The organism is Streptomyces sp. NPDC051987 (assembly GCF_040680735.1).
Lineage (GTDB): Bacteria > Actinomycetota > Actinomycetes > Streptomycetales > Streptomycetaceae > Streptomyces.
This window is the reverse complement of record NZ_JBFAXI010000005.1, coordinates 135653-160223: the sequence shown is the minus strand read 5'-3', so window position 1 is coordinate 160223 and position 24571 is coordinate 135653. Positions and strand designations below refer to the sequence as shown.

At 70.9% G+C, this 24571-nt stretch carries 21 protein-coding genes and 2 pseudogenes; 11 read left to right on the top strand and 12 right to left on the bottom strand.

The genetic code is table 11. The features are described 5' to 3' along the window. Positions 1–19: 19 nt before the first annotated feature. From AB0M11_RS04620 to AB0M11_RS04600, 5 genes are all read right to left on the bottom strand, one after another. On the bottom strand, positions 20–178 hold the full coding sequence (locus AB0M11_RS04620; RefSeq protein WP_365701278.1) for a hypothetical protein: 159 nt from the start codon (positions 176–178) through the stop codon (positions 20–22). Between the two features lie 30 nt (positions 179–208). After that, positions 209–1315 (bottom strand): glycosyltransferase family 2 protein, encoded by a 1107-nt coding sequence (locus AB0M11_RS04615; RefSeq protein WP_365701276.1) that lies wholly within the window; start codon positions 1313–1315, stop codon positions 209–211. Between the two features lie 163 nt (positions 1316–1478). Then, a complete protein-coding gene (locus tag AB0M11_RS04610; protein WP_365701274.1) occupies positions 1479–1721 on the bottom strand; it encodes a DUF6458 family protein in 243 nt (80 codons plus the stop codon). A gap of 87 nt (positions 1722–1808) precedes the next feature. Next, positions 1809–3107: a M18 family aminopeptidase gene (locus tag AB0M11_RS04605; RefSeq protein ID WP_365701272.1), complete on the bottom strand. Its 1299-nt coding sequence runs from the start codon at positions 3105–3107 to the stop codon at positions 1809–1811. A gap of 81 nt (positions 3108–3188) precedes the next feature. Next, on the bottom strand, positions 3189–5015 hold the full coding sequence (locus tag AB0M11_RS04600; RefSeq protein WP_365701270.1) for an acyl-CoA dehydrogenase: 1827 nt from the start codon (positions 5013–5015) through the stop codon (positions 3189–3191). Between the two features lie 175 nt (positions 5016–5190). On the opposite strand from AB0M11_RS04600, the gene AB0M11_RS04595 reads away from it, so the two are divergent. From AB0M11_RS04595 to AB0M11_RS04565, 7 genes are all read left to right on the top strand, one after another. Further along, positions 5191–5676 (top strand): SseB family protein, encoded by a 486-nt coding sequence (locus tag AB0M11_RS04595; protein ID WP_365701268.1) that lies wholly within the window; start codon positions 5191–5193, stop codon positions 5674–5676. Between the two features lie 159 nt (positions 5677–5835). Then, entirely contained in the window at positions 5836–6684 is an 849-nt protein-coding gene (locus AB0M11_RS04590; RefSeq protein WP_365701266.1) for an SDR family oxidoreductase, read from the top strand. Further along, positions 6681–7979, top strand: a complete 1299-nt coding sequence (locus AB0M11_RS04585) for an aminotransferase class I/II-fold pyridoxal phosphate-dependent enzyme (RefSeq protein WP_365701264.1) — start codon at positions 6681–6683, stop codon at positions 7977–7979. Before AB0M11_RS04590 ends, AB0M11_RS04585 begins: the two co-directional genes overlap by 4 nt. Continuing rightward, complete coding sequence (locus tag AB0M11_RS04580; RefSeq protein ID WP_365701262.1) at positions 7921–8919, top strand: diiron oxygenase; 999 nt, start codon at positions 7921–7923, stop codon at positions 8917–8919. Before AB0M11_RS04585 ends, AB0M11_RS04580 begins: the two co-directional genes overlap by 59 nt. After that, on the top strand, positions 8916–9683 hold the full coding sequence (locus AB0M11_RS04575) for a tryptophan 2,3-dioxygenase family protein (RefSeq protein WP_365701260.1): 768 nt from the start codon (positions 8916–8918) through the stop codon (positions 9681–9683). The genes AB0M11_RS04580 and AB0M11_RS04575 overlap by 4 nt, the downstream gene beginning before the upstream one ends. A gap of 117 nt (positions 9684–9800) precedes the next feature. Continuing rightward, positions 9801–10778, top strand: coding sequence for a pirin family protein (locus AB0M11_RS04570; RefSeq protein WP_365701258.1), 978 nt, complete (start codon positions 9801–9803; stop codon positions 10776–10778). Positions 10779–10953: 175 nt separating this feature from the next. After that, complete coding sequence (locus AB0M11_RS04565; protein ID WP_365701256.1) at positions 10954–12012, top strand: AI-2E family transporter; 1059 nt, start codon at positions 10954–10956, stop codon at positions 12010–12012. A gap of 22 nt (positions 12013–12034) precedes the next feature. Here AB0M11_RS04565 and AB0M11_RS04560 read toward each other — a convergent pair whose 3' ends face one another. Further along, entirely contained in the window at positions 12035–14149 is a 2115-nt protein-coding gene (locus AB0M11_RS04560; protein WP_365701254.1) for a SpoIIE family protein phosphatase, read from the bottom strand. Between the two features lie 173 nt (positions 14150–14322). Between AB0M11_RS04560 and aspS the strand changes: the two genes are divergently transcribed. After that, entirely contained in the window at positions 14323–16086 is a 1764-nt protein-coding gene (gene aspS, locus AB0M11_RS04555; protein WP_365701252.1) for an aspartate--tRNA ligase, read from the top strand. Between the two features lie 298 nt (positions 16087–16384). On the opposite strand, the gene AB0M11_RS04550 is transcribed toward aspS, so the two are convergent. Both AB0M11_RS04550 and AB0M11_RS04545 read right to left on the bottom strand, forming a co-directional pair. Continuing rightward, complete coding sequence (locus tag AB0M11_RS04550; RefSeq protein WP_365701250.1) at positions 16385–17794, bottom strand: FG-GAP repeat protein; 1410 nt, start codon at positions 17792–17794, stop codon at positions 16385–16387. A gap of 128 nt (positions 17795–17922) precedes the next feature. Beyond that, a complete protein-coding gene (locus AB0M11_RS04545) occupies positions 17923–18399 on the bottom strand; it encodes a hypothetical protein (protein ID WP_365701248.1) in 477 nt (158 codons plus the stop codon). 177 nt (positions 18400–18576) lie between these two features. Here AB0M11_RS04545 and AB0M11_RS04540 point away from each other — a divergent pair. Next, a pseudogene (locus AB0M11_RS04540) lies at positions 18577–18735 on the top strand (pectate lyase); the annotation flags it as partial. Between the two features lie 364 nt (positions 18736–19099). Here AB0M11_RS04540 and AB0M11_RS04535 read toward each other — a convergent pair. Next, on the bottom strand, positions 19100–20008 hold the full coding sequence (locus tag AB0M11_RS04535; RefSeq protein ID WP_365701246.1) for a hypothetical protein: 909 nt from the start codon (positions 20006–20008) through the stop codon (positions 19100–19102). 86 nt (positions 20009–20094) lie between these two features. Next, complete coding sequence (locus AB0M11_RS04530; protein WP_365701244.1) at positions 20095–20985, bottom strand: helix-turn-helix domain-containing protein; 891 nt, start codon at positions 20983–20985, stop codon at positions 20095–20097. 317 nt (positions 20986–21302) lie between these two features. Here AB0M11_RS04530 and AB0M11_RS04525 point away from each other — a divergent pair. Together AB0M11_RS04525 and AB0M11_RS04520 are read left to right on the top strand one after the other, a co-directional pair. Beyond that, positions 21303–21509, top strand: a pseudogene (locus AB0M11_RS04525) (Scr1 family TA system antitoxin-like transcriptional regulator); the annotation flags it as partial. Between the two features lie 30 nt (positions 21510–21539). Then, a complete protein-coding gene (locus tag AB0M11_RS04520) occupies positions 21540–21716 on the top strand; it encodes a DUF397 domain-containing protein (RefSeq protein WP_365701359.1) in 177 nt (58 codons plus the stop codon). Between the two features lie 4 nt (positions 21717–21720). Here the strand turns inward: AB0M11_RS04520 and AB0M11_RS04515 are convergent, their stop codons facing one another. Beyond that, positions 21721–22497, bottom strand: a complete 777-nt coding sequence (locus tag AB0M11_RS04515) for an SNF2-related protein (RefSeq protein ID WP_365701242.1) — start codon at positions 22495–22497, stop codon at positions 21721–21723. A 384-nt stretch (positions 22498–22881) separates the two neighbouring features. Then, positions 22882–24498 (bottom strand): methionine--tRNA ligase, encoded by a 1617-nt coding sequence (metG, locus tag AB0M11_RS04510; protein WP_365701240.1) that lies wholly within the window; start codon positions 24496–24498, stop codon positions 22882–22884. Positions 24499–24571: the final 73 nt, after the last annotated feature.

The following is a 24571-nucleotide window of genomic DNA, read 5'->3' as shown; positions in this document are numbered from 1 at the left end:
CCTCTGCTGACCGGACCGGCTACCGCCGCCGGGGAACCAGCTTGAACAGCGCGACCCCGGCCGCCACCAACGTCGTGGCGGCGACCACCATCGCCATGCTGTTGATCCACAGCCCGGTGGCGGCCAGGGTCGCCCCGCCCGCACCCACCGTGCCCGCGCCGATCACTCTGCCGTACATCGCTTTTCTCCTAGGAGGGTTGAGGGGATCTCACGTCGCCACCCACTTCTCCTCGCTGCGGCGCACCAGCCCCCACAGTGAGGTGAAGTAGACGGCGTGCTGGAAGAGGTCGTAGAGCATCTCCGGGACCATCAGCGCGGCGACCAGGACGGCCTTCGGTCCCGCCCGCCGTACCGAGACGGTCTTCTCGACCACGAAGATCAGGCCGATCGCCGTCCAGAACGGCGACAGGCCCGGCCAGCCGTACAGCGAGGTGAACGCGGCCATGTAGGTGAGGTAGATCAGGAAGGAGAGCGCGCCGAAGCCCATCAGGAACTGCTGGGCGAAGTAGCGGGCGGTGACCCGGGTCCAGCCGTAGTCGCGCAGGTTCTCCAGGGCGCCGCGCTGCCAGCGCAGCCGCTGGTGCCAGAGCTTGGGGAGGGTCGGCATGACCTCGGTGGTGACCGCGCAGCCGGCCGGGGACATGGCCCGGTAGCCGAGGGTCTTGACCGCCTTGGTCATCTCGTCGTCCTCGGTGAGCGAGGCGAGGCTGTAGTAGCCGGTCCCGCCGCCGAGTTCACCGGACCGGCGGGCGGCGCGGACCTCGCGCAGCACGCGGGCGCGGAACATCGTGCCGGTGCCGGTGAGGACCTGGGCCTTGCCGCCGGTGCGCTCCAGTTCCCAGGCGTAGCGGTGGAACTCCATGCGCTGGAGGAGGCCGAGGAAGCCGCCGCCGTCCTCGCCGTAGAAGACTCCGCCGACGGCGCCGACCTTGCGGTTGAAGGTGCCGAGCGCGGTCTCCACGAACCAGGGGTTCAGGACGGTGTCGGCGTCCTGCACGAGCAGCAGGTCACGGTCGTCCATGTGCGGCAGCACCCAGGCGATGGCCTGGTTGAGAGCGCCGGCCTTCTTGTGGGTGTTGCCCTCGGTGTGGAAGACGTGCGCGCCGTGGGCGGTGGCGACGGCGGCCGTGTCGTCGGTGCAGTTGTCGGCGACGACGACGATCAGGTCGGGCTGCCGGGTCTGCTGCCAGAGGCCGTCGATCGCGGAGGAGATACGTTCCTGCTCGTTGTGGGCAGGGATGAGGACCGCGAGTCTGGGCCTGCCGTCGGGATCTTCGGGGGCGGCGTGGGCACGGCGCGGGGCGTGACGGCGCACGTCTCGTACCCCCGTTCGTGAAAGCCGCGGTGGGCCCGGATGACGATATTCCGGACCCGTGTCGATCGTCAGTCTTCACGAAAACCCTACAACTGGGGTAGTTGAATCCGGTAACGGGTTGCTCACGGTTGCCGGTGATGCCCTGTGCGGGCTGGTGTGTCCGTTACATGCCATACCCGTCGGTGTAGCCGTCGTGACGGCGCCGGTCCTCCTCGACGACCGCCGTGGGCGGCACCATGACCCGCCGGCGGCGGGCGATGCTGCTGAACGTGGCGACACCGATGATCCCGACGGCCATCAGGATCAGGCCCACGACATCGAGGTTGACGCCCTGCATGTGCCAGTCGGTCGCGAACGCGAGGATGGCCCCTACGGCGATGAGAATGATGCACCCGCCGAGCCCCATGAGCGTTGCCTCCCCTTCAGGTCCGGTCGTTCCGGTTCCCACCGGGTACCCGGAGAAGGGCGGGGCATGTGCGGCGGCCCCGGGCAACTACCCTTCCAGGAACGCCACCAGCGCGTTCGCCAGCAGGAACGGGTCGTCGGCGCCGCACAGTTCGCGGGCGCTGTGCATGGAGAGGATGGCCGCGCCGATGTCGACGGTCCGGATGCCGTGGCGGGCCGCGGTGATCGGGCCGATCGTGGTGCCGCAGGGCATGGAGTTGTTGGAGACGAAGGTCTGGAAGGGCACCCCGGCCTTGTCGCAGGCGGCGGCGAACACCGCCCGGCCCGAACCGTCCGTGGCGTAGCGGTTGTTGACGTTGACCTTCAGGATCGGTCCGCCGTTCGCGCGCGGGTGGTGGGTCGGGTCGTGCCGCTCCGCGTAGTTGGGGTGGACGGCGTGGCCCATGTCGGAGGAGAGGCAGACGGTGGCCGCCAGGGCTCTCGCCCGGTCCTCGTACGATCCGCCGCGCGCCAGCACCGAGCGCTCCAGGACGCTGCCGAGCAGCGGGCCGTCCGCGCCGGTGTCGGACTGGGAGCCGGTCTCCTCGTGGTCGAAGGCGGCGAGGACGGGGACGCAGGGCAGGTCCGCGCCGGCCGTGGCCACGGCCGCGAGGGCCGCCGTGCCGGCGTGCACGGAGAGCAGGTTGTCCATCCGGGGGCCGGCCAGCAGTTCCTGGTCGCGGCCCAGGTACGCGGGCGGTTCCACGGCGTAGGTCATCAGGTCCCAGCCGGTCACCGAGCCGGCCGGCAGGCCCGACTCCTGCTCCAGGAAGGCGATCAGGTCGCCGTCGCGGACGTCGTCGCCGAGGCCCCAGACGGGCTGGAGGTGGCGCTGCTGGTCGAGCTTGAGCCCCTCGCTGCCGACCGAACGGTCCAGGTGGATGGCGAGCTGCGGCACCCGCAGCAGTGGCCGGTCCACGTCGACCAGGCGGGTGGAGCCGTCGCGCAGGCTGAGCCGGCCGGCCAGGCCCAGGTCCCGGTCGAGCCAGGAGTTCATGAGCGGCCCGCCGTAGATCTCCACGGCGACCTGGCGGAAGCCGTGCGCCCCGGAGTCCGGGCGGGGCTTGACCCGCAGGTTCGGGGAGTCGGTGTGGGCACCGACGATCCGGAACGGCGTGTGCGGCGCGGCGCCCTCCGGTACGTACCAGGCGATGATCGCGCCGCCGCGCAGCACGTACTTGCCGCCTGCCGTGCCGTCCCAGGCGTCCGTCTCGGCGACCTGCTGGAAACCGGCCTTCTCCAGGCGGGCGGCGGCGTTCGCGACGGCGTGGTACGGCGTGGGAGCGGCCGCGAGGAAGGACATCAGGTCGTCGGTGTGGCCGCGCTCGAAGCGGGAGGGTTCGCTCATGTTATTCACCTTAACGACGTGCGGTGGCCCGCTCCCGAGAGGAGCGGACCACCGTGGAGGCTACTCAGGCCGGCCGGGGTGTCAGAAGGCCGCCTCGTCCAGCTCCATCAGGTCGAGGTCGACCCCGGCCGCGACCTTGCGGGCCAGGGTGACGCCCGGCAGCACGTTGGCCGCGAAGAACTTCGCCGCCGCGATCTTGCCCGTGTAGAACGCCTTGTCCTTGGAGGACGCCGTCTCCAGCTTCTCGGCGGCGATCGCGGCACCCTTGAGCAGCAGGTAGCCGACGATCACGTCACCGGAGGCGAGCAGCAGGCGGGTGGTGTTCAGACCCACCTTGTAGATGTTCTTGACGTCCTGCTCGGTGGCCGCGAGGTCGGTCAGCATCAGGCCGACGATCGCCTCCAGCTCGACGGCCGCCTTCGCCAGGTGCTCGCGGGCGCCGGCCAGCTCCTCGCCGCCGGTGCCCAGCGCCAGGAACTTCTTGATGTCCTCGGCGAGCGAGTTCAGCGCCGCGCCCTGGTTGCGGACGATCTTCCGGAAGAAGAAGTCCTGGCCCTGGATGGCGGTGGTGCCCTCGTACAGGGTGTCGATCTTGGCGTCCCGGATGTACTGCTCGATCGGGTACTCCTGCAGGAAGCCGGAGCCGCCGAAGGTCTGCAGCGACTGGGCGAGCTGCTCGTAGCCCTTCTCGGAGCCGTAGCCCTTGACGATCGGCAGGAGCAGGTCGTTGAGCGCGTGCTCGGCCGCCGCGTCCTCGCCGTTCGCCTCCTTGACGGCGATGGCGTCCTGGATGGAGGCGGTGTAGAGGACGAGGGCGCGCATGCCCTCGGCGTACGCCTTCTGCGTGATCAGCGAGCGGCGGACGTCGGGGTGGTGGGTGATGGTGACCTTGGGCGCGGTCTTGTCCATGAAGTTCGCCAGGTCCGGACCCTGGACGCGCTCCTTGGCGTACTCCAGCGCGTTGAGGTAGCCGGTGGACAGCGTCGAGATGGCCTTCGTGCCGACCATCATGCGGGCGAACTCGATGATCCGGAACATCTGGCGGATGCCGTCGTGCTTGTCCCCGATCAGCCAGCCCTTGGCCGGGTGCCGGTCGCCGAAGGTCATCTCGCAGGTGTTGGAGGCCTTCAGGCCCATCTTGTGCTCGACGTTCGTGGCGTAGACGCCGTTGCGCTCGCCCAGCTCGCCGGTCTCGAAGTCGAAGAGGTACTTCGGGACGAGGAAGAGCGACAGGCCCTTGGTGCCGGGGCCGGCACCCTCGGGGCGGGCCAGCACGTAGTGGAGGATGTTCTCCTCCATGTCGTGTTCACCCGAGGTGATGAAGCGCTTCACGCCCTCGATGTGCCAGGAGCCGTCCTCCTGCTGGACCGCCTTGGTGCGGCCGGCGCCGACGTCCGAACCGGCGTCGGGCTCGGTGAGCACCATGGTCGAACCCCAGGTCCGGTCCACGGCGAGCTGCGCCCACTTCTTCTGCTCCTCGGTGCCCTCCTCGAAGAGGATGCGGGCGAACGCCGGGCCGGAGGAGTACATCCACACGGCCGGGTTGGCGCCGAGCACCAGCTCCGCGTACGACCAGATCAGCGACGGGGGAGCGGTGGTGCCGCCGATCTCCTCGGGCAGGCCGAGACGCCAGTACTCGGAGTCCATGAAGGCCTTGTAGCTCTTCTTGAAGGACGCCGGGACCGGGGCGGTGTTGGTCTCCGGGTCGAAGACCGGGGGGTTGCGGTCGGCGTCGGCGAAGGACTCCGCCAGCTCGTTCTCGGCGAGCCGGGTCAGCTCCTCCAGGACGCTCTTCGCGGTGTCGGTGTCCATCTCGGCGAACGGGCCGGTGCCGTACAGCTTGTCGCGCCCGAGCACTTCGAACAGGTTGAATTCGATGTCGCGGAGGTTGGACTTGTAGTGCCCCATGGTGACGGCTCCGTATCCGGATCGGCGAGGCACTGAATCCTCGCGCAAGCTTTCACATACCAACGAGTAGCTCCGATGATGCTACCCGTCGGTAATAAGACGCAACCCCCTCCCGTGAAGTGTGAGAAGGGTCTACCTTCTCGCGGACCCCGCGTGTCTCGGTAGGCTTGCGCGCATGTATGGATACGGCCAGCCCATGGACGGTGGGGCCGCTCAACAGCAGCAGTACGCCTCGCCGCAGCAGCAGATGGCTGGCGGTCTCGGCGGGTACGGCCAGCAGCCGCCGCTCTACCCCGAGCCGTCCCCGCCCTCGCTCGCCGACGCGGTGCGCGCCTTCACCACCGGACAGGTGACGGCCGAGGACTTCCAGCAGGTCTTCGCCACGTCCAAGGTCTACTGCCCGCGCGGCGACAACCCCGGATTCCTGGCCCTGCACAACACCCAGCAGCCGGTGATCCCGATGTTCACCTCCCTGAAGGAGCTGCGCCGGTACGCGGGCAAGGAGTCCAAGTACTTCGTCATCACCGGCGCGGAGGTGATCGACCTCCTCCCGACCGGCTACGGCTTCGTCCTGGACATGGAGGGCGAGCACCGGATGGTGTTCGACGCGAAGGCGGTCGAGCAGATGGTGGACTTCGCGATGCGGCGGATGTACGGCTAGCCGCCCCCGCTCCGCGGACGGCTGACGCCAGTCGCCACAGTGCGGGGCCCGACCCGACGACATGCCGCCCCGCCCCGGCCCGCCGCGGGCGCGTGCCCCCCACGGCTGGAAACGTGCCCTTCCGGCAGGCAGCGGACACGGCAGATCGGCGGGGCACGCATGGCGGTGGCACGGAACGTCCTGATCACGGGCGGCTCGGCGGGGATCGGACGGGCCTGCGTGCAGCGGTTCGCACGCGGCGGCGACCACGTCTGGTTCACCTACCACTCCGGACGCGAACGCGCGGCCCGGCTGGTCGCGGAACTGGCCGACACCTGCCGGCACCCGGCGCGGGCCTTCGAGTTCCGCCAGGGCGAGTGGCCCGACCACGAGCGGCTGGTCGCGGAACTGCCCGGACCGGTCGACGTCCTCGTCAACAACGCGGCGGTCGGCTCGAAGACCGTCGAGACCTACGTCCCCGGGCCCGGCCACACCCAGGACGCGGCGTTTCTGCAGATCAACGCCATCGGACCGCTCTGGCTCAGTGAGCAGCTGCTGCCGGGCATGCGGGCCCGCGGCGGCGGCACGATCGTCAACGTGGCCAGCGTCGGCGGGGGCGTGGCGCAGTTCCCCGGCTTCCGGATCGCGGACGGCATGAGCAAGGCCGCCCTCGCCTACCTCACCCGCCACCTGGCCGCCGAACTGGTCCACGACCGCATCGACGTGGTCGCGGTCTGCCCCGGAGCCGTCGAGACCCCCATGTTCGAGGCGAGCACCCTGGCCGGCCTCTCCCCGGCACGCCGCTCGGCCCTCGAATCCGCCCTGCCGCGCGGCCGGCTGATCCACCCCGAGGAGGTCGCGGAACTCGTGTGGTGGCTGACCGGCCCCGGCGCCGGGCTCCTGCACGGCGCGGTGATCGACGCGTCGATGGGCCTCGGGGTACGCCCGGGACTGCTCAGCGACCGGACCGGGACCGCCGGGACCGCCGAGACCGCCGAGACCGCCGAGACCGCCGGGGCCGACCGGTGACCCCGGCCCCCCGCACCTCCCGGCAGGCCGCCCGCCTGGTGGCCGGTTCACCGGCCATCGCCCAGGCGCACTTCCGGGCGGAGGCACTGCCGTACCACCCGCGGCTGCGGCCCGACGGCTGGCTCAACCTCGGCACCGCCGAGAACCGCCTCGTCCAGGACCTGCACGAGGGGACACCACCCCGCCCCCTGACGGCCCGCGACACCCGTTACGCACCCCTGTACGGCACCCCGGAGCTGCGCGCCCACATCGCACGCCACCTGGCCGACCTCGGCGGCGGGCCGGTCGACCCCGAGGACCTCGTCCTGGTGGCCGGGGCGACAGCCGCGCTCGACGTCGCCGCCACCGCCCTGTGCGACCCGGGCCAGGCGATCGTCATCCCCACGCCCTGCTACGGCGCCTTCGACACCGACCTCGCGGGCCGCTCCGGCGCCCGGCTGCTGCCGGCCCCGCCGGACGCGCGGGACGGCCACTCACTCTCCGTACCGGCCGTGGACCGGACGCTGACCGAGGCCCGGCGGGACGGCGTGGACGTACGGGCCGTGGCACTGGCTTCCCCGGCCAACCCGACCGGACAGGTCCATGCGCCCGCCGACCTCAGGGACCTGGCCGAAGCGGCGGCCCACCACGGCGTGGACATCGTGGCGGACGAGATCTACGCCGGCTCCGTGTTCGGACCGCTGCCCTTCACCAGCCTGCGCACGGTCGCCGCCGACCCCGCCCGCATCCACACCGTGTGGGGCTTCGCCAAGGACTTCGGGCTGCCCGGTTTCAAGGCCGGCGTGCTGCACACCACCGACCCCGACACCCGGGCCGCCGCCCGCGCCCTCGCCTATTTCGCCCCCGTCTCCACCCACACCCAGGCCCACCTGACCGACCTCCTCGCCGACCCCGCCCGGGTCCGCCACTTCCACGCCGAGAACCGCCGCCGGCTCGGCGCCTCGCACGCCCGCGCCACCGCCCTGCTGGACGCCTTCGGCATCCCCTGCGCCCCCGCCCAGGCAGGCTGCTCTCTCTGGGCCGACCTCGCGGCCTGGCTGCCCTGCCCCGGCTTCACCGGGGAACGCCGGCTGTGGCAGGAGATCCTCGACCGCACCCACGTCAGCATCCTGCCCGGCGAAGCCTTCCACGCCCCGCGCCCCGGCTGGTTCCGCGTGTGCCACTCGCTCGACGCGGCCCTCGTGGAGGAGGCCCTGACCCGGCTGGGCCGGCTGCTCACCACGAAGGGAGCACCCCATGTCGACGCACCACACCCCGCGGCCGCACCCGCCGGGCCCGCTCGACCGCTGGTATGAGCAGGCGGGCGTCCGCACCGGGGTGCGCCGGATGTTCCACGAGGACACCGAGCGCGGCAAGGTCTTCTTCCCGGCCGCGCTCGTGCCCTACGCCGGCCACGAGGCGGTACGGCGGCTGCCTCCCGAGCGGCTGCGCGAACTGACCGTGCGCCACCTCTACCAGTTCCTGCTCTCGACGACCCACCTGGAGACCCGGGTCGTCAACACGGCCGCCGAGGCCGTGGCGAACGCCAGGACCGGGCTCGACCTGCCCGCCGCGCTGCGCCCGGACGCCTTCAAGGTCTACTGCGACGAGGGATACCACGCCCTCTACAGCCTCGACCTGGCCGACCAGATCGCCGCCGCGACCGGCATCCCCGTCCCGGACGAGGACTACGGCGGCTTCGTCGACCGGTTACGGGCCTCGGCGCGCCGCGCGCTCCCCGACGCGCCCGCCCTCGCCGCACTCCTCCAGGCGGTCGTCTTCGAGACGCTGATCACGGCCGTCCTCAACGAGGTGCCGGGCGACCCCGCCGTCGTCGGCGTGGTGCGCGACCTGCTGCGCGACCACGCCCGGGACGAGGGCCGGCACCACCGCTTCTTCTCCGCGCTCTTCCGGGAACTGTGGACCCACCTGTCCGCCACCGACCGGGTCAAGGCCGCCCACGCCCTGCCCGAACTGATCCGTACCGCGCTGACCTGGGACCTCGCCCCGGTGCGCAGCTCGCTCCGGCTGGCCGGTCTCGACGCGGACACCGCCCGTCAGGTCGCCGACGACTGCTGCGCCCCCGGCCCCGACCCCCGCCGCCTGAACGACACCGCCCGCTCGACGCTGCGCCTCTGCGCCGCCGTGGGCGTCTTCGACCTGCCGGGCACGCGCGAGCACTTCGCCGCCCACGGCCTCGGCGACGGCGACGCGGACCCGGCGGCGACGGAGCCCGTGGAACAGGAGACACCGTGAACCCGACCACCTCCACCTCCTCCACCACCACGACCACCACGACGGCGGCCCTCACCTATGGCGCCTACCTGCGGCTGCCGCAGCTGCTCGGTCAGCAGGTGCCGCGGGCCGCGGCGGCGCACGACGAGCATCTGTTCATCACCGTCCACCAGGTGCACGAGCTGTGGTTCAAGCAGCTGCTGACCGAGCTGACGGACGCCCGGGACCGGATGCTCGCCGGGGACGGCGCGGTGGCGGTGCGGCGGCTGCGCCGATGCCGTGAGATCGAGCGGGTGCTGCTGTCGGCGCTGGAGCTGCTGGACACGATGGCGCCGCCCGACTTCCAGGCGTTCCGCGGCGCGCTGGGCTCGGCCAGCGGCGTGCAGTCCGCCCAGTTCCACGAGATCGAGGCGCTCTCGGCGCGCCGGGACCGGACCCGGGCGATGCGCTGGCTGACCGACGCCGAGCGGGCCCGGCTGGACCGGCGGCTGCTGGAGCCGACCCTGTGGGACGGCTTCCTCGGGCTCCTGGCAGGTCTCGCGGCCGGAGACCGGGCCGCGGCCCTGCGCGGGGAGGGGCCGCTCGGCGACCTGGCCGACGCGCTGCTCGGCCACGACGAGGGGTGGGCACTCTGGCGGGCCCGGCACGTCCTGGTCGTGGAGCGGCAGATCGGCGGCGCCCGGGGCACGGCGGGCAGCTCGGGGGCCGCCTATCTGCGGTCCCGAAGCGGGCAGCGGTTCTTCCCGGAGCTGTGGGAGGCTCGGGGCCGTGCCGTGCTCCCCTGATGTGCCCATGGCGAAGTCGGGGCGATGGCCCGGAGGGAATGCCCTCCGGGCTTTTCTCGTTGGGGGTGGCAGAAAGTTCAACGCTCAACTAAACTGGGCGCACAAGGAGGAGCCGACATGCCTGCAGTGACTGTCGAGAACCCGTTGACCCTGCCCAGGGTGGCCGCCCCGGCCGACGCCGTGGCCCGTCCCGTGCTCACCGTCACGACTGCGCCGAGCGGTTTCGAGGGCGAGGGCTTCCCGGTGCGCCGGGCGTTCGCGGGGATCAACTACCGCCATCTCGACCCGTTCATCATGATGGACCAGATGGGGGAGGTGGAGTACGCGCCGGGCGAGCCCAAGGGGACCCCCTGGCACCCGCACCGCGGCTTCGAGACCGTCACCTACATCATCGACGGGATCTTCGACCACCAGGACTCGCAGGGCGGCGGCGGCACCATCACCAACGGCGACACCCAGTGGATGACGGCCGGCTCGGGTCTCCTCCACATCGAGGCTCCGCCGGAGTCCCTGGTCATGTCGGGCGGCCTCTTCCACGGGCTCCAGCTGTGGGTGAACCTGCCGGCCAAGGACAAGATGATGGCGCCGCGCTACCAGGACATCCGCGGCGGCACGGTCCAGCTGCTCACCACCCCGGACGGCGGCGCGCTGCTGCGGGTCATCGCCGGCGAGCTGGACGGGCACGCGGGCCCTGGCATCACGCACACGCCGATCACGATGATCCACGCGACGGTGGCGCCGGGTGCGGAGGTCACGCTGCCCTGGCGGGAGGACTTCAACGCCCTCGCGTACGTCCTTGCCGGAAAGGGCTCCGTCGGCGCCGACCGCCGCCCCATCCGCCTGGGCCAGACCGCCGTCTTCGGCGCCGGTGGTTCGCTGACCGTCCGCGCGGACGAGAAGCAGGACTCGCACACGCCGGACCTGGAGGTCGTGCTGCTGGGCGGGCAGCCGATCCGCGAGCCGATGGCCCACTACGGTCCCTTCGTGATGAACACCCGCGAGGAGCTCCAACAGGCCTTCGAGGACTTCCAGAAGGGCCGCCTGGGCACGATCCCGGCCGTCCACGGCATGACGGGCACCGGCCCGCAGGCATAACCCCACCTCGCCCCCAGGAGGCCCGCCGCCTTGCGCGCCGGGCCTCCTCCCTCCTTCTCCCTGCCTTCTCCCTGCCTCTCGGCCTCGCTTCGTGGTCGGCCGAGTCGGGTGGTGGTTCACTCGGCAGGAGGTGCACGGTGGGGCATGCGTCGGGCTCGCGTGGTCCGCTGGACCCGTGCAGCTGTTGCCCGAGCCCGTACGCCGATGCGCCGCGTGGTGCGCGGTCCTGCTGCTGGCCGCCGGCGTCGCATACGTGGGCATCCAGCTCTGCTCGCAGTTCCGCACCGCGGTGATCCCGGTGCTGCTCGCCCTGCTGGGCACCGCCCTGCTCGGCCCCCTCTACCGACGGCTCGTACGGGTCGGTGTCCACCGCTCCTTCGCCGCCGGTCTCACCTGCGTCGCCGTCGTCGCCGTCGCCGGCGGTGCCGTCTACATCGTCGTCGCGGCCCTCGCCGACACCGGCGACCAGATCGTCGCCTCGCTCAAGGAGGCCGCGAAGTCGCTCGCCCGGCACTTCGGGGCGGCCGGGACCTCGCTCGGCGATCTGGCCGGCAACGCCCGCAAGCTGCTCGGCAAGTTCGGCGGGACCGCCGCCTCCAACGTCATCAGCGGCGTGAGCGTCGTGGGCGAGGGCATCGCCATGGCCGTCCTCGCGCTGCTGCTCGTCTTCTTCTTCCTGCGCGACTCGGACCGGGTCGTCCCCACCATCCGGGCCGCCGTGCCCGGCTCCGGCGCCGACCTGGCCGAGGCCATCGCCCGCCGTGCCTTCGAGGGCATCGAGGGCTTCATGCGCGGCACCACCGTGATCGCCTTCATCGACGCCTTCTGCATCACCGTGGGCCTGCTGATCCTGCGCGTACCGGGAGCCGTCGGACTCGGCGCCCTCGTCCTGGTCGGCGCCTACATCCCCTACCTCGGCGCCTTCCTCTCCGGTGCCGTCGCCGTCCTGGTCGCGCTCGCCGACCGCGGTCTGGTGATCGCGCTGTGGACGCTGGGCGTCGTGCTCGCCGTGCAGGTGCTGGAGGGGCACGTGCTGCAGCCCGTGATCCAGAGCCGGACCGTGCAGATGCATCCGGCGGTGGTCATGCTGGCCATCACGGCCGGGGCCTCGGTCGCCGGGATCCTGGGCATGCTGCTGGCCGTACCGCTCACCGCCGCCGCCTTCGGGGTCGTCCACGAACTGCGCGCCCGCTACGCCGCCGACGGGCCCCCACCGGCCGACCCGGCCGGCTGAGCCCGCACGCCGACCCCGTCGGCTAGTCTCCGTCGGCCTCGTTCAGCTCGAACCAGATGCTCTTGCCCTGCCCGCGCGGTTCGACGCCCCAGGCGTCCGCCAGGATCTCGATCAGGACCAGACCGCGGCCGGAGGAGGCCAGCTCACCGGGGCGGCGCTTGTGCGGCAGGTCGTCGCCGGCGTCCGTGACCTCGACCCGCAGCCGGCGCCCGGGGGCGTGGCCGGAGACCTCGGCGAGCAGCAGCGCGTCCGCGTCGGTGTGGACGAGGACGTTCGTGAGCATCTCGGAGACCAGCAGGACCGCGGAGTCGACCTGGTCGGGCGAGCCCCAGTCGTGCAGCAGTTCGCGCACGTGCTGGCGGGCCTCGGCGATCCGCTCGGGCTCGTCCTGGGCCACCGACAGCAGCGTGCGGCGGATCCGCGGCCGTACCGCGAGGTGCTCGTCGCTGTCCCGGACGCTGCCCGGCCGGGACAGCAGCAGGACCGCGATGTCGTCCTCGCGGCGGTCGGCCGGTGGCCGGGCGGCGTGCGGGGAGGAAGGGCCGTGCACGGCCTGGACCAGCCCGTCGGCCAGCTTCTCCAGGTCGCCGTCGTCGTGCTCCTCCATGATGGTCCGGACCCGCTGCCAGCCGCTCTCCATGTCGTGGCCGCCGGTCTCGATCAGGCCGTCGGTGCACAGCATCATGGTCTCGCCGGGTTCCAGGGCGAACCGCGTCGTCGGATAGTCGGCGTCCGGGTCGATGCCGAGCGGCAGGCCGCCCGCCGTGGGCCGCCGCAGCACGGTGCCGTCGGCCATCCGGATCGTCGGGTCCAGATGCCCCGCACGGGCGATCTCCAGCACCCCGGTCGCCGGATCCGCCTCGATGTAGAGGCAGGTCGCGAAGCGCAGGTCGGCCTCGTCCTCGTCGTAGGTGATCCCGTGCAGGAAACGGGAGGCACGGGAGAGCACCGCGTCCGGGCGGTGGCCCTCCGAGGCATAGGCCCGGAGCGCGATCCGGAGCTGGCCCATCAGACCCGCGGCCCGTACGTCGTGCCCCTGGACGTCGCCGATGACCAGGGCGTACCGGCCGGACGGCAGCGGGATCATGTCGTACCAGTCGCCGCCCACCTGGAGTCCGCCGCCGGTGGGTATGTAGCGGGCTGCCGTGTCCAGACCGGGTATCCCGGGGCCCAGCAGCGGCAGCATGGAGCGCTGGAGGCCGTCCGTGAGCTCCCGCTCCGAGTCGGCGATCCCGGCCCGGGACAGGGCCTGCGCCAGCATCCGGGCCACCGTGGTGAGCACGGAGCGCTCGTCGGGGGTGAAGGACACCGGGTAGGTGAAGCCGGCCATCCAGGCGCCCATGGTCCGCCCGGCCACCGTCAGGGGCAGGAAGGCCCAGGACCGGCGGCCGAAGCGCTCGGCGAGCGGCCAGGTCACCGGGTAGCGGGACCGGTACTGCTCGGCGGAGGAGAGGTAGACCGCCCGGCCGGTCCGTGCCACCTCGGCAGCCGGGTAGTCCGTGTCCAGCGGCATGCTGCTGAACGGGCTGTCCTCGTCGATGTCCTGGCCGTGGTGGCCGATCATCACCAGCCGGTCGCCCTTGACCCCGTAGACCACCAGTCCGTCCGGGGAGAACCCGGGCATGGACAGGCCCGCGGCGACCTGCAGCACCTCCTCGGTGGACCGTGCCTCGGCCAGGGCCCGGCCCGCGTCCAGCAGGAACGCCTCACGGGAGCGCCGCCAGTCCCCGGTGACCGGGTGCCGGGCCGCGGTGCCGGGGGACGGCTCCGAGACCTCCTGGATGGTGCCCGTCACCCGGTACACGCGCTCCTTGGAGTCGTACACCGGCCGGAACCGGCTGCGCACGGTTCGGATCAGCCGGCCCCGCTCGTCCATGACCCGCAGCCGGACCTCCCCGAGGGTGCCCTCGGCCGCGGCCAGCCGGGTGATGCTGGTGTTCTCGTTCCAGTCCACCGGGTGGAAACGGGACCGGACCACTGCCTCCGACAGGACGGACGGTTCGGCGGGCAGCCCGATCAGCCGGGCCGCCTCCGCGTCGGTGGTGACCAGGCCGGTGGCGGTGTCCCAGTGCCACAGCCCGGTCGCGAGGGCGGCGAGCACGTCCTCCACGGCGGGCAAGGGCGCGCCAGTTCGCATTGCCCCACTTTAAGAAGGTGAGATCGAAGACTGCCACCGTTTACGGTGGGATTAATGGTGGGGAGGCGATCTTTGGGTGCCCGGTACCCTTGATGGGTCCGGGCCCCGTGCCCGTTCTCGCCGGGACGGCAGACCCGGCCGTCACCCCCTCTCTCGAAGGACGATGAACGACGATGCATCGGTACAGGTCCCACACCTGCGGCCAGCTCCGCGCCTCTGACGTCGGCACCGACGTCCGGCTGAGCGGCTGGCTGCACAATCGGCGCGACCTGGGCGGCATCCTCTTCATCGATCTGCGCGACCACTACGGCATCACGCAGCTCGTCGCACGCCCCGGCACTCCGGCGTACGAGGCCCTGGACAAGCTGTCCAAGGAGTCCACGGTCCGTGTCGACGGCCGCGTTGTTTCACGTGGAACCGAGAACATCAACGCCGACCTGCCCACCGGCGAGGTCGAGGTCGAGGTCGGCGAGGTGGAGCTGCTCGGCGCGGCCGCCCCGCTGCCGTTCACGATCAACACCGAGGACGGGGTCAACGAGGAGCGGCGTCTGGAGTACCGCTTCCTGGACCTGCGCCGCGAGCGCATGCACCGCAACATCATGCTGCGTACGGCCGTGATCTCGGCCATCCGCCACAAGATGGTCGCCCTCGGCTTCAACGAGATGGCCACGCCGATCCTCACCGCGACCTCCCCCGAGGGCGCCCGTGACTTCGTCGTCCCCTCCCGGCTGAACCCGGGCAAGTTCTACGCGCTGCCGCAGGCCCCGCAGCAGTTCAAGCAGCTGCTGATGATCTCGGGCTTCGACCGCTACTTCCAGATCGCGCCCTGCTTCCGCGACGAGGACGCCCGCGCCGACCGCTCGCCCGGCGAGTTCTACCAGCTCGACGTCGAGATGAGCTTCGTCGAGCAGGAGGACGTCTTCCGTCCGATCGAGCAGCTGATGACCGAGCTCTTCGAGGAGTTCGGCGGCGGCCGGCACGTCACGTCCCCCTTCCCGCGGATCCCGTTCCGCGAGGCGATGCTGAAGTACGGCTCCGACAAGCCGGACCTGCGGGCCCAGCTGGAGCTCGTCGACATCACGGACATCTTCGAGGGCTCGGAGTTCAAGGCCTTCGCCGGCAAGCACGTCCGCGCCCTGCCGGTCCCGGCGGTGCAGGACCAGCCCCGGAAGTTCTTCGACCAGCTCGGCGACTTCGCCGTCGCGCAGGGCGCCAAGGGTCTGGCGTGGGTGCGCGTCGGCGAGGACGGCTCGCTGACCGGCCCGATCGCCAAGTTCCTCACCGAGGAAAACGTCGCCGAGCTCACGAAGCGGCTCCAACTGGCCGCCGGGCACGCCGTCTTCTTCGGCGCGGGCGAGTTCGACGAGGTCTCCAAGATCATGGGTGCGGTGCGGGTCGAGGCCGCGCGTCGCGCCGGGCACTTCGAGGAGAACGTCTTCCGGTTCTGCTGGATCGTGGACTTCCCGATGTTCGAGAAGGACGAGGACACCGGGAAGATCGACTTCTCGCACAACCCGTTCTCCATGCCCCAGGGCGGCATGGAGGCCCTGGAGACCCAGGACCCGCTGGACATCCTCGCCTGGCAGTACGACATCGTCTGCAACGGCGTCGAGCTGTCCTCCGGCGCCATCCGGAACCACGAGCCCGACATCATGCTCAAGGCCTTCGGTATCGCGGGGTACGACGAGGAGACCGTCGAGCGCGAGTTCGCCGGCATGCTCCGCGCGTTCCGCTTCGGCGCCCCGCCGCACGGCGGCATCGCCCCGGGCGTGGACCGCATCGTGATGCTCCTCGCCGACGAGCCGAACATCCGCGAGACCATCGCCTTCCCGCTGAACGGCAACGCCCAGGACCTGATGATGGGCGCACCGACCGAGCTGGACGAGACCCGCCTGCGCGAGCTGCACCTCTCCATCCGCAAGCCGCAGCCGAAGTAGGGCCATCAGGCGCGCAGAACCAGCACAGCTGCAGGGAGGCTCGAAACCGGCGTCGGTTTCGAGCCTTTCGGCTGTGCACCGCGCATTCACAGCTCTCTCCGATGTCAGGGCCGGTGCGTCCACGTCCACGTCAAGGTGCACGTGGAGAGCGAGTGGACGGACGCGGGCTACGAGGGCGGCCTGTCTACCTCACGTACGACCGCCACCACATCGCCCGCCAACAACGGCTGACACCCCGTCACGCGAGCGTCCGAGGCTCAGGTGCGAAGCCCCGGGCGCTTCGACGCGCTCTGCGAATTCAGATCACCGAGAGCAGTCCGTCGCCCCCCAGCAGGGTGGGGAACGATGTCTGCGTGAGGCCGACCGCGGGTGCGGTGACGACCCGGCTGCCGGAGGCCGTCGGCCGGGTGGAGCCGCCGGGGAAGACCCAGACGGCACCGGTGGAGTTGTTCTCGCCCGCCGCTCCGACGAACAGCTCCGGCCTGCCGTCCTTGTCGACGTCCCCGACCGAGACCGTCGTACCGAAGAAGTCGTCGGTCTCGGAGGCACCGGGGACGCCCGCGGTGTCCTGGGAGAAGGAGTAGGAGCCGGTGCCGAAGTCGCCGCTGCGGCGGCCGGGGACCACGGTCACCTGACCCGCCCGGCTCCTGGCCAGGCTCTCGAACGGCGATCCGATCACGATGTCCGCGAGGCCGTCCCGGTTGAGGTCGGCCACCGCCAGCGACGCGCCGAAGGCGTCGTCCTTCTCGCTCGTGCCGGGGACGCCGGCCGTGTTCTGTGTGATCTGCTCGGGCGTCGTGGCCGGCGAGACACCCGTGGCGGAGCCGTACCAGACGAGGACGCGGCCGCCCGTCGCCCCGTCCACGCCCGCCTTTTCCGGCTCGTCCGGGTCGCCGGCCACGAGGTCGGCGTATCCGTCGCCGTTGATGTCGCCGGAGGCCGTGATCAGGCCGTTGCCCTTGAGCGCGTCGCCGTAGGCGGCGGTCGTGTAGATCTCGCCGCCGCTCAGGCCGCTCAGCCGGTCGGTGGACGAGGCCGGGTCGGGCACGCCGTCGCCGTTGAAATCGCCGAGCGCGACGGAGAGGGGGGACGCCGTGTCGTCGTTGTGGACGGCGGAGCCGAACGTGCCCGTCCGGCTGAACGGTCCGCCGAAGGTCACGGTCCCGTCCCGTCCGGCGGCGGCCACCCGCGTCTTCGAACCGGCGCCGAGGCCGAGCGCGGCGACGTCCTCGCCGTAGTGCCACGGGGAGGAGTACGGCGACGGCAGGTCCGTGCCGCTCGTCAGGCCGCTCCTGCTGCCCCAGAGCACGGTCACCGCGCCGGATTCGGTGCCCTTGGAGGTGTCCTCGTACGGCGTTCCGACCACCAGGTCGGCGTAGCCGTCCCGGTTCAGGTCGGCGGTGGCGGTGGCGGACCCGAAGCCGTCGCCGGCCTCGCTGACGCCCGGCACGCCCGCCGTGTTCTGGGTGATGGTCTTACGGTGGCTCGTCGACAGCCCGGAGGCGGAGCCGTACAGCACGACGACCGCGCCCGCGCCCTCCTTGCCGGACACGTTCGCACCCGGCGCGGGCAGGACCGCGTCGCGGTAGCCGTCGCCGTTGAAGTCGCCGGGCACGGCGCCGTGTACGGCAGCGGCCGGGACGGCCGGCAGCAGGACGCCGCCGACCAGAGCGGCGGCCACGAACGCGGCCGCACCCCATCTGCGCATGAGTGCCCCCCCTGTGGATTCACCGACTGCTCCATCGGCAAGGGGCGCACGCGCATCCCACGCCGCTCGCTCCCCTGCCCTGGCGCAAGTGGACGGACTTTACCAGCAGTTGGGCGTTGCCATGCCGGTCAGGTGTCGTACCGGCCGTCCCAGGGCGCGCCGAAGCCAAGGTGGTCCGGGTAGAGCTCGGCCCACCCGCCGTCCTCGTCGTCCTTCGCCACCAGCCCGAAGAACACGCCGTCCACCCTGAGCTGGAACGGGCGTATCGCGATGTCCTTGTACGTCCGCCTCGGCAGGCTGCGCAGCATGCCCGCCAGGTGCGCGCGGGCCTGTGCCAGCACCGACCCGGCGCCGTCCGGATCGAGCTGCTGCTCGGCCCAGCTGCCCGCGCACCAGATCTGCGAGTCGCGGTAGTGCCCCTCGGCGTCGAAGAGATGCAGCACCGAGTACAGCCGCTTCTGCTCCTCCCAGCCCTCGTCGAGCCGGAACCCCTCGGGGAACGCGTAGGTGACCGACGCCAGGAACTGCCCGCCGGTGTAGTGACCGATGGCCTCGGTACGGCCGTGGGGCTCGTAGGCGATCGGGATGAGCTCGGGGATTGCCATGGCGAAACCATACGGATGTGTTGTGAGCATGCAGGTACGGGGCCGCCGCTCCCCCAAAAAATTCACGTCTTTCCGCCCGGTCCGGCAGAAGGTGACGGCAACCTGTCTCTGCGTAAGCGCCGCGCCCTCGCCGTCTCCGCAGCCGTCGTGGCCGCCGGGGTCGGTGCCGGTGCGCTCGTGCTGAGCGCGAACGCCACGTTCTCCGACACCAAGGACTGCTTACCGCAGTGGGACCCGACCGACGGCGACAGCGGCAACTGGAACTCCGCGTACGACGCGGTGACGCTGCGCGGGGCCAGGCACGCGCGGGCTGACCACAACACCGTCACCGACGCGGGCTGGAGGTCGCGGTGACGGGAGACTTGGAGCCGCGTGGCACGGGGGTGCGGATGCGGGGGGTGACCGTGTTCGTGGTACAGCCGGAGTAGCGGAACTCCATGTTCGGGACAGGGGTTCAGCTCATGTCCCTGACCGACGTACTCGTGTACGGCGGCGAGGAAGACCGCTGTGTGTGTGGCTTCGATCGCCGCGTCGTCGCGTTCCTCTGTTCCCCGCTCGGTGAGAAGACGTGCGCCCCGCTCGGCAGCCGCCGGGTCGTCTCTCAGGAGCGCGCGCCTGCGCTCCCGCCGGCTCTCGTCGTTCACCGCCGTACCCGAGGCCGGCCCGCGTACCGGGTCGGCCTCTGCGCCATGGGCCGGGGCTACTCGTCAGTGAAAATGCCTTCGGCCGTCGGGGCCGTGACGGCCCGGCGGTGCCAGTGGCGCAGGATCTCGGGATCGCCACAGCCGGTGATGCGTTCCCGGACCGCCTCGGGGACGTCGATGCCGCGCACTTCCAGGATGTCCAGGACGTCCTCGGCGGCACGGCGCGCCTCGCCCTGGGCGAGGCCCTCCGCTCGGCCTTCGGCTCGGCCCTCGTCGCGGATTTCCTCAGAGATGTACGACTTGTAGAAGGAGAGGTCCACGGCCACCAGTTTCCTCCACAGTTGCGCGACTGGGTGCTTGCCCATGCCTTGTGAGATGAGTTCGATGATCGGCTCGGCGACATTCTGCGGTGTGTCCCGCAGAACGGTCGTCATTGACTTGAGTATGACCCCGACGTCCGGATGCCTGGCGTGAGTGATCGCGGACAGCGTGGCGAGGGCGAGATCCTTGCGGACCTCTGCCGGGTCGGTGATCACCGGCATGTTGTGCGGTCCCGCCACCAGCGGCCGCAGGGTCAGCAGGGGCCATTGGCGGGGACCGAAGGTGACCTCACGTGCGGCCCATTCCGCCGTGGCGCGGTCCTGGCAGACGACCAGCAGCAACGGCTGCAGCCGGTACTTGGTGAGCAGGTACGAGGCGTAGTAGGCCCAGCTGGCGGGCTTGTCCAGGTCCTTCCCGCCCTGTGCCTCGACCGCCAGGAGCAGCGGCTCGTCGTCCTCCGTGTCCAGCCGCAGGAGGGTGTCCACGCGGCGCTCTACCGGGCTGGTCTCGGTGAGGTCGGTGGGCAGCACGGTGACCGAGGTGGGTGGGGGAAAATCGATGCCGAGTGCCTCGGAGACCCCGGCGAATAGGCCCGGATACTGCTGGAAGATGCGGTGCATCGCCTCGTGGGGCGAGTTGACCATACGGATTCCTGTGGAGGTGGGGGTCGGTAAGAGGTGAAGGCAGCTACGAGCCGATCTGCGGTGGGCGCCGGGTCCTGGTCGACCCGTCAGGCCGCCGCAGGCGTCGGTTGTCGGCGTCGGCAGCAGTCCTGGCAGTTGAGTGGGTCGGGGCCCCGGTAGCCGCGGTCGCAGGTGTCGCAGTTGCGGAGGGGGTGACGGACGGGCGGGGCCGATGCGGCCGGCGGCCGGAACGGGGGCGGGGGCGGAAGCTGTGCGGCCAGGCGGTGGGCCAGGAAGGCGGCCGGGCGGATCAGGGGTTCGTTCGGCAGGTTCTCGGTGAGGGCGTGGCGTACGGCGGTGGGGGCGATGTCGCGCTCCAGCCACGCGGCGACGCCCGGGGCGAGGCGCTCGGCGTCGGTGGCGGAGAGGAGGAGACGGGGGTCGCGGCGGCGGAGGCCAGCGAGGATGTCGAGGGCTGTCTGGAGGAGGGCCGGGGAGGTGTTCGAGGGCTGCGGTACGGCGGGGAGGCGCTTGCGGGGAGTGCGTGGAGGTGGCTTGTCCGTGGCGGCCGTCGTGCGCCGGGCGGGCCTCTCGGGGGTTTCGGCGGGCGCGTTCCGGTGCCCCGGCCGGTTGCAGGAGACCGTGCGGGTGACGATCCGGCCGGTGGGGGTGCGCTCGCGGGTACGGCGGAGGTAGCCGTGTTCTTCGAGCTCGTTCAGGGCGGCGGCGATACGGGTGGGGCCCTCGGGGAAGCGGTCGGCGAGGGTCTTGATGTCGACGGCGGTGCCCTGACGCACCGACTGGATGTACGTCGCCAGCCCGATGGCGAGGAGGGACAGCTCCGGGTGCTGGGCGAGGTGGTTGCCGATCACCGTGAAGTTCTCGGTGTGGCGGGCGTTGTCGTGAACGACGCCGGACTGAGGCCGCGCGTGGGGGTGGTTTTTGCCCGCGATACGGGACTGGGCGCGCGAGGGCGCGCTAGGGTTTTCGGTGTCCATCGGGAAGGTCCGATCTTCCTCGGTGGTCAGGCCCTCGCACTGGGATTGCCGTCCCGGCGGGGGCCGTCGCATGTCTGGGGTTGTGTCGTGGTCGTGCGGTCTTGCTGCGGTGAGCGTAAGGCAGGCAACCGGTCCGAAATCCAGCCGAGTTGGGCATATTCACTCGCGGGGGTGAGTTTGCCCGGCGGGAGGGAGGGGTGGGGTTTGGTGGGGTGCTTTCTCCCTGGTGGGTAGTGCGTAGGGAGCGCAGGTGGGACCGGAGCGTGGGGGGTTGGGTGCCGGTGAATCCACCGCCTTCCCGAACTCGCCGACGCGCCCATCCAGGGCTGGACGGCAGGATCGAGTTGCTGAAGTTCCCGGACGGGACAGCTGCGGGGCGCTCTGACGGTGCGTTCAACGGACGGCCGATCACAGATCCTAAGCACCTGCGCATCCTTGAGCTGCGGTATGGCACCATCCGGGCGCAGGCTCTCTCATCGCGGGAGTCGCTGGCCTTCATCGAGCAACTGCTGGGAGAAACATGATCCGCAAGGTCAGCCGGGGACGCCTCCGGACTGGCTTGGTTCAAGAGCAGCTACAGCGGCGGCACCGACGGCGAGTCCTGTGTCGAGGTCGCCACCACCCCTGGCACCATCCACGTCCGCGACTCCAAGTACCGCGAGGTCAGCCCGCGCCTCGCGCTGACGCCGGAAACCTGGGCGGACTTTGTGGCATACGCGTCGGGCAAGTGACTCCTCAACTGCACGCGTCCCGCGCGCACGTGTGCACCTCGTCCACCACCAGCAGGTCGAAGGCCCGCGGGTACTCCGGCACCGGCGGCAGCAGCTCACGCAGCATCCGCATCGGACGCTCATGCTTCACCCAGTCGATCGAGACGATCAGGTGGGGGTGATGGGTCCACGGGTTGGCGTACAGCCCGGCCGACCGGCGCAGGTCACGCAACATCCGGGTGTTCACGATCCGGAAGTCCGGACCGAACTTGTCCCGCATCTCGTCCCGCCACTGGAGCGTCAGGCCGGCGGGGCACACGATCAGCATGGAACGGGCCCGGTGGCGCAGCATCAGCTCCTGCATCACCAGGCCGGCCTCGACCGTCTTGCCCAGACCGACGTCGTCCGCGATCAGCAGGTTGGTGCGGGGCATGGACAGGGCGCGGACCACGGGGTCCAGCTGGCAGTCCTGGATCTCGACGCCCGAGCTGAACGGCGCCTGGAGGGCCGCCTTGTCGGCGGAGGCGATGGCGCCCCAGCGCACGGCGTCCAGGAAGGCGTCCAGGCGGCCCGGCTCGTCGAAGCCGTCATGGGGAGAGGGCAGCTCGTACTGGTCGTGGACGTCCGTCGCCTGCTCCAGCTCCCAGACCACCCGCAGTTCCTCGTCCCGGCCGTCGCTTTCCAGTGAGGACAGTGTGATCAGGTGACTGGGAGCGGCTTCGGCGGCACGGGCCGGGTCGTCGCTCGCCGCGGTCGAGCGGAGTACGTCGGTGACCACCCAGGGACGGTTGCGTACGGTCATGCGTTGGCCAGGTGCCGGTACCTGCGTACTGACGGTGTCAGGGCCCGTCGGCTGCACGACCATCTCGCTCGTCCCCCCAGCTGCCACTGGCTTCCCTCTCCTCGACGCTCGTAAGAGTCCAGGTGCGGAAGGGGTGGTGAAACCCGTCGTGAGCGCTATGTGCTGCGAGGCCGCAGGGCTATGAACGTCGCGGGCGCGAGTCAGCCGGGTGGTCGAGACCTTGCCGTGAGGGCGCCTCGCATTCTCCGGCGCCGTGCTGCCGGTGCGGGCCGCCTGGATCGTCGGGACACTGAGCAAGGGAAGAGTTCGAGACTGATCTTGCTGCCCCTGCGCGCGGAAGGGCCGACAGAGGGAGTCCTCCAGTCGGCCCTTCTCGACGAACAGCTAGGCGGTGGGCTTCTCCTCCAGGCGGGGGAAGAGGATGGCGCCCTTGGTGACGGTGGAGGCGGGCGGGAGCTGGCCCCACTCGCCGGCGTGCTGGATCCGCTGGTCGGCCAGGGCGCCCAGGGACGGCTCCGCGCCGAGGGAGTCCCAGAGCTTCTGGGAGGTGTCCGGCATGACCGGGTGGAGCAGGACGGCCACCGCGCGCAGGGACTCCGCCGCCGTGTAGAGGATCGTGGCCAGGCGGGCCTTGCCCTCGGGCGAGTCGTCCTTGGCGACCTTCCACGGCTCCTGCTCCGTGAGGTAGCCGTTGACCTGCTTGACGAAGTCGAAGACGGCCAGGATGCCGCCCTGGAAGTCCAGTTCGTCACCGATCCGGCGGTCCGCCTCGGCGACGGCCTTCGCCAGCCCGTCGTGGACGGCCCGTTCGGCCTCGCCGTCGGCCGTGGCGGCCGGCAGCTCGCCGCCGAAGTACTTGCCGACCATGGCCGCGACCCGGGAGGCCAGGTTGCCGTAGTCGTTGGCCAGCTCGCTGGTGTAGCGGGCGGAGAAGTCCTCCCAGGAGAACGACCCGTCCTGGCCGAAGGCGATCGCCCGCAGGAAGTACCAGCGGTACGCGTCCACGCCGAAGTGCGAGGTCAGGTCCTGCGGCTTGATGCCGGTCAGGTTCGACTTCGACATCTTCTCGCCGCCGACCATCAGCCAGCCGTTCGCGGCGACCTTGCCGGGCAGCGGCAGGCCCTGGGCCATCAGCATCGCCGGCCAGATCACCGCGTGGAAGCGGAGGATGTCCTTGCCGACCAGGTGGACGTCGGCCGGGAAGGTGGCCTCGAACTTCTCCTGGTTCTCGTTGTAGCCGACGGCCGTGGCGTAGTTGAGCAGCGCGTCGACCCACACGTAGATCACGTGCTTCGCGTCCCACGGGATCGGGATGCCCCAGTCGAAGGTCGAGCGGGAGATGGAGAGGTCCTGGAGGCCCTGGCGGACGAAGTTGACGACCTCGTTGCGCGCCGACTCGGGCTGGATGAAGTCCGGGTTCGCCTCGTAGTGGGCGAGGAGCTTGTCGCCGTACTCGCTCAGCTTGAAGAAGTAGTTCTCCTCGCTGAGGATCTCCACGGGCGTCTTGTGGATCGGGCAGAGCTTCTGACCGGCGAGGTCGCCTTCGCCGTCGAGGAGCTCACCGGGGAGCTTGTACTCCTCGCAGCCGACGCAGTACGGCCCTTCGTAGCCGCCCTTGTAGATCTCGCCCTTGTCGTACAGGTCCTGCACGAATTCCTGGACGCGGTCCGTGTGCCGCTTCTGCGTGGTGCGGATGAAATCGTCGTTCGCGATCTCCAGGTGCTCCCACAGGGGCTTCCAGGCCTCCGTGACGAGCTTGTCGGCCCAGGCCTGCGGGGTGACCCCGTTGGTCTCGGCCGTGCGCATGATCTTCTGACCGTGCTCATCCGTGCCGGTGAGGAACCACACCTTCTCGCCGCGCTGACGGTGCCAGCGGGAGAGCACGTCGCCTGCGACGGTCGTGTAGGCGTGGCCCAGGTGAGGAGCGTCGTTGACGTAATAGATGGGGGTGGTGACGTAGTACGCCTTACCACCCTGCTTCTCTGATCCAGTGGCCGCCATGAGTCGAAATCCTACTTGGCCTGTGGAGATCGACTCACACGCGTTTCGGGGGGTGGACCGGTTGCTTCCGGTC

What these genes read in the sequence shown, in the direction of transcription:
- AB0M11_RS04515 (WP_365701242.1), bottom strand. Translation starts at nt 22,497, where the DNA reads ATGACCGTACGCAACCGTCCCTGGGTGGTCACCGACGTACTCCGCTCG.
- AB0M11_RS04595 (WP_365701268.1), top strand. Translation starts at nt 5,191, where the DNA reads ATGTATGGATACGGCCAGCCCATGGACGGTGGGGCCGCTCAACAGCAG.
- aspS (WP_365701252.1), top strand. Translation starts at nt 14,323, where the DNA reads ATGCATCGGTACAGGTCCCACACCTGCGGCCAGCTCCGCGCCTCTGAC.
- AB0M11_RS04535 (WP_365701246.1), bottom strand. Translation starts at nt 20,008, where the DNA reads ATGGTCAACTCGCCCCACGAGGCGATGCACCGCATCTTCCAGCAGTAT.
- AB0M11_RS04605 (WP_365701272.1), bottom strand. Translation starts at nt 3,107, where the DNA reads ATGAGCGAACCCTCCCGCTTCGAGCGCGGCCACACCGACGACCTGATG.
- AB0M11_RS04570 (WP_365701258.1), top strand. Translation starts at nt 9,801, where the DNA reads ATGCCTGCAGTGACTGTCGAGAACCCGTTGACCCTGCCCAGGGTGGCC.
- AB0M11_RS04560 (WP_365701254.1), bottom strand. Translation starts at nt 14,149, where the DNA reads ATGCGAACTGGCGCGCCCTTGCCCGCCGTGGAGGACGTGCTCGCCGCC.
- AB0M11_RS04620 (WP_365701278.1), bottom strand. Translation starts at nt 178, where the DNA reads ATGTACGGCAGAGTGATCGGCGCGGGCACGGTGGGTGCGGGCGGGGCG.
- AB0M11_RS04580 (WP_365701262.1), top strand. Translation starts at nt 7,921, where the DNA reads ATGTCGACGCACCACACCCCGCGGCCGCACCCGCCGGGCCCGCTCGAC.
- AB0M11_RS04545 (WP_365701248.1), bottom strand. Translation starts at nt 18,399, where the DNA reads ATGGCAATCCCCGAGCTCATCCCGATCGCCTACGAGCCCCACGGCCGT.
- AB0M11_RS04610 (WP_365701274.1), bottom strand. Translation starts at nt 1,721, where the DNA reads ATGGGGCTCGGCGGGTGCATCATTCTCATCGCCGTAGGGGCCATCCTC.
- AB0M11_RS04590 (WP_365701266.1), top strand. Translation starts at nt 5,836, where the DNA reads ATGGCGGTGGCACGGAACGTCCTGATCACGGGCGGCTCGGCGGGGATC.
- AB0M11_RS04530 (WP_365701244.1), bottom strand. Translation starts at nt 20,985, where the DNA reads ATGGACACCGAAAACCCTAGCGCGCCCTCGCGCGCCCAGTCCCGTATC.
- metG (WP_365701240.1), bottom strand. Translation starts at nt 24,498, where the DNA reads ATGGCGGCCACTGGATCAGAGAAGCAGGGTGGTAAGGCGTACTACGTC.
- AB0M11_RS04550 (WP_365701250.1), bottom strand. Translation starts at nt 17,794, where the DNA reads ATGCGCAGATGGGGTGCGGCCGCGTTCGTGGCCGCCGCTCTGGTCGGC.
- AB0M11_RS04600 (WP_365701270.1), bottom strand. Translation starts at nt 5,015, where the DNA reads ATGGGGCACTACAAGTCCAACCTCCGCGACATCGAATTCAACCTGTTC.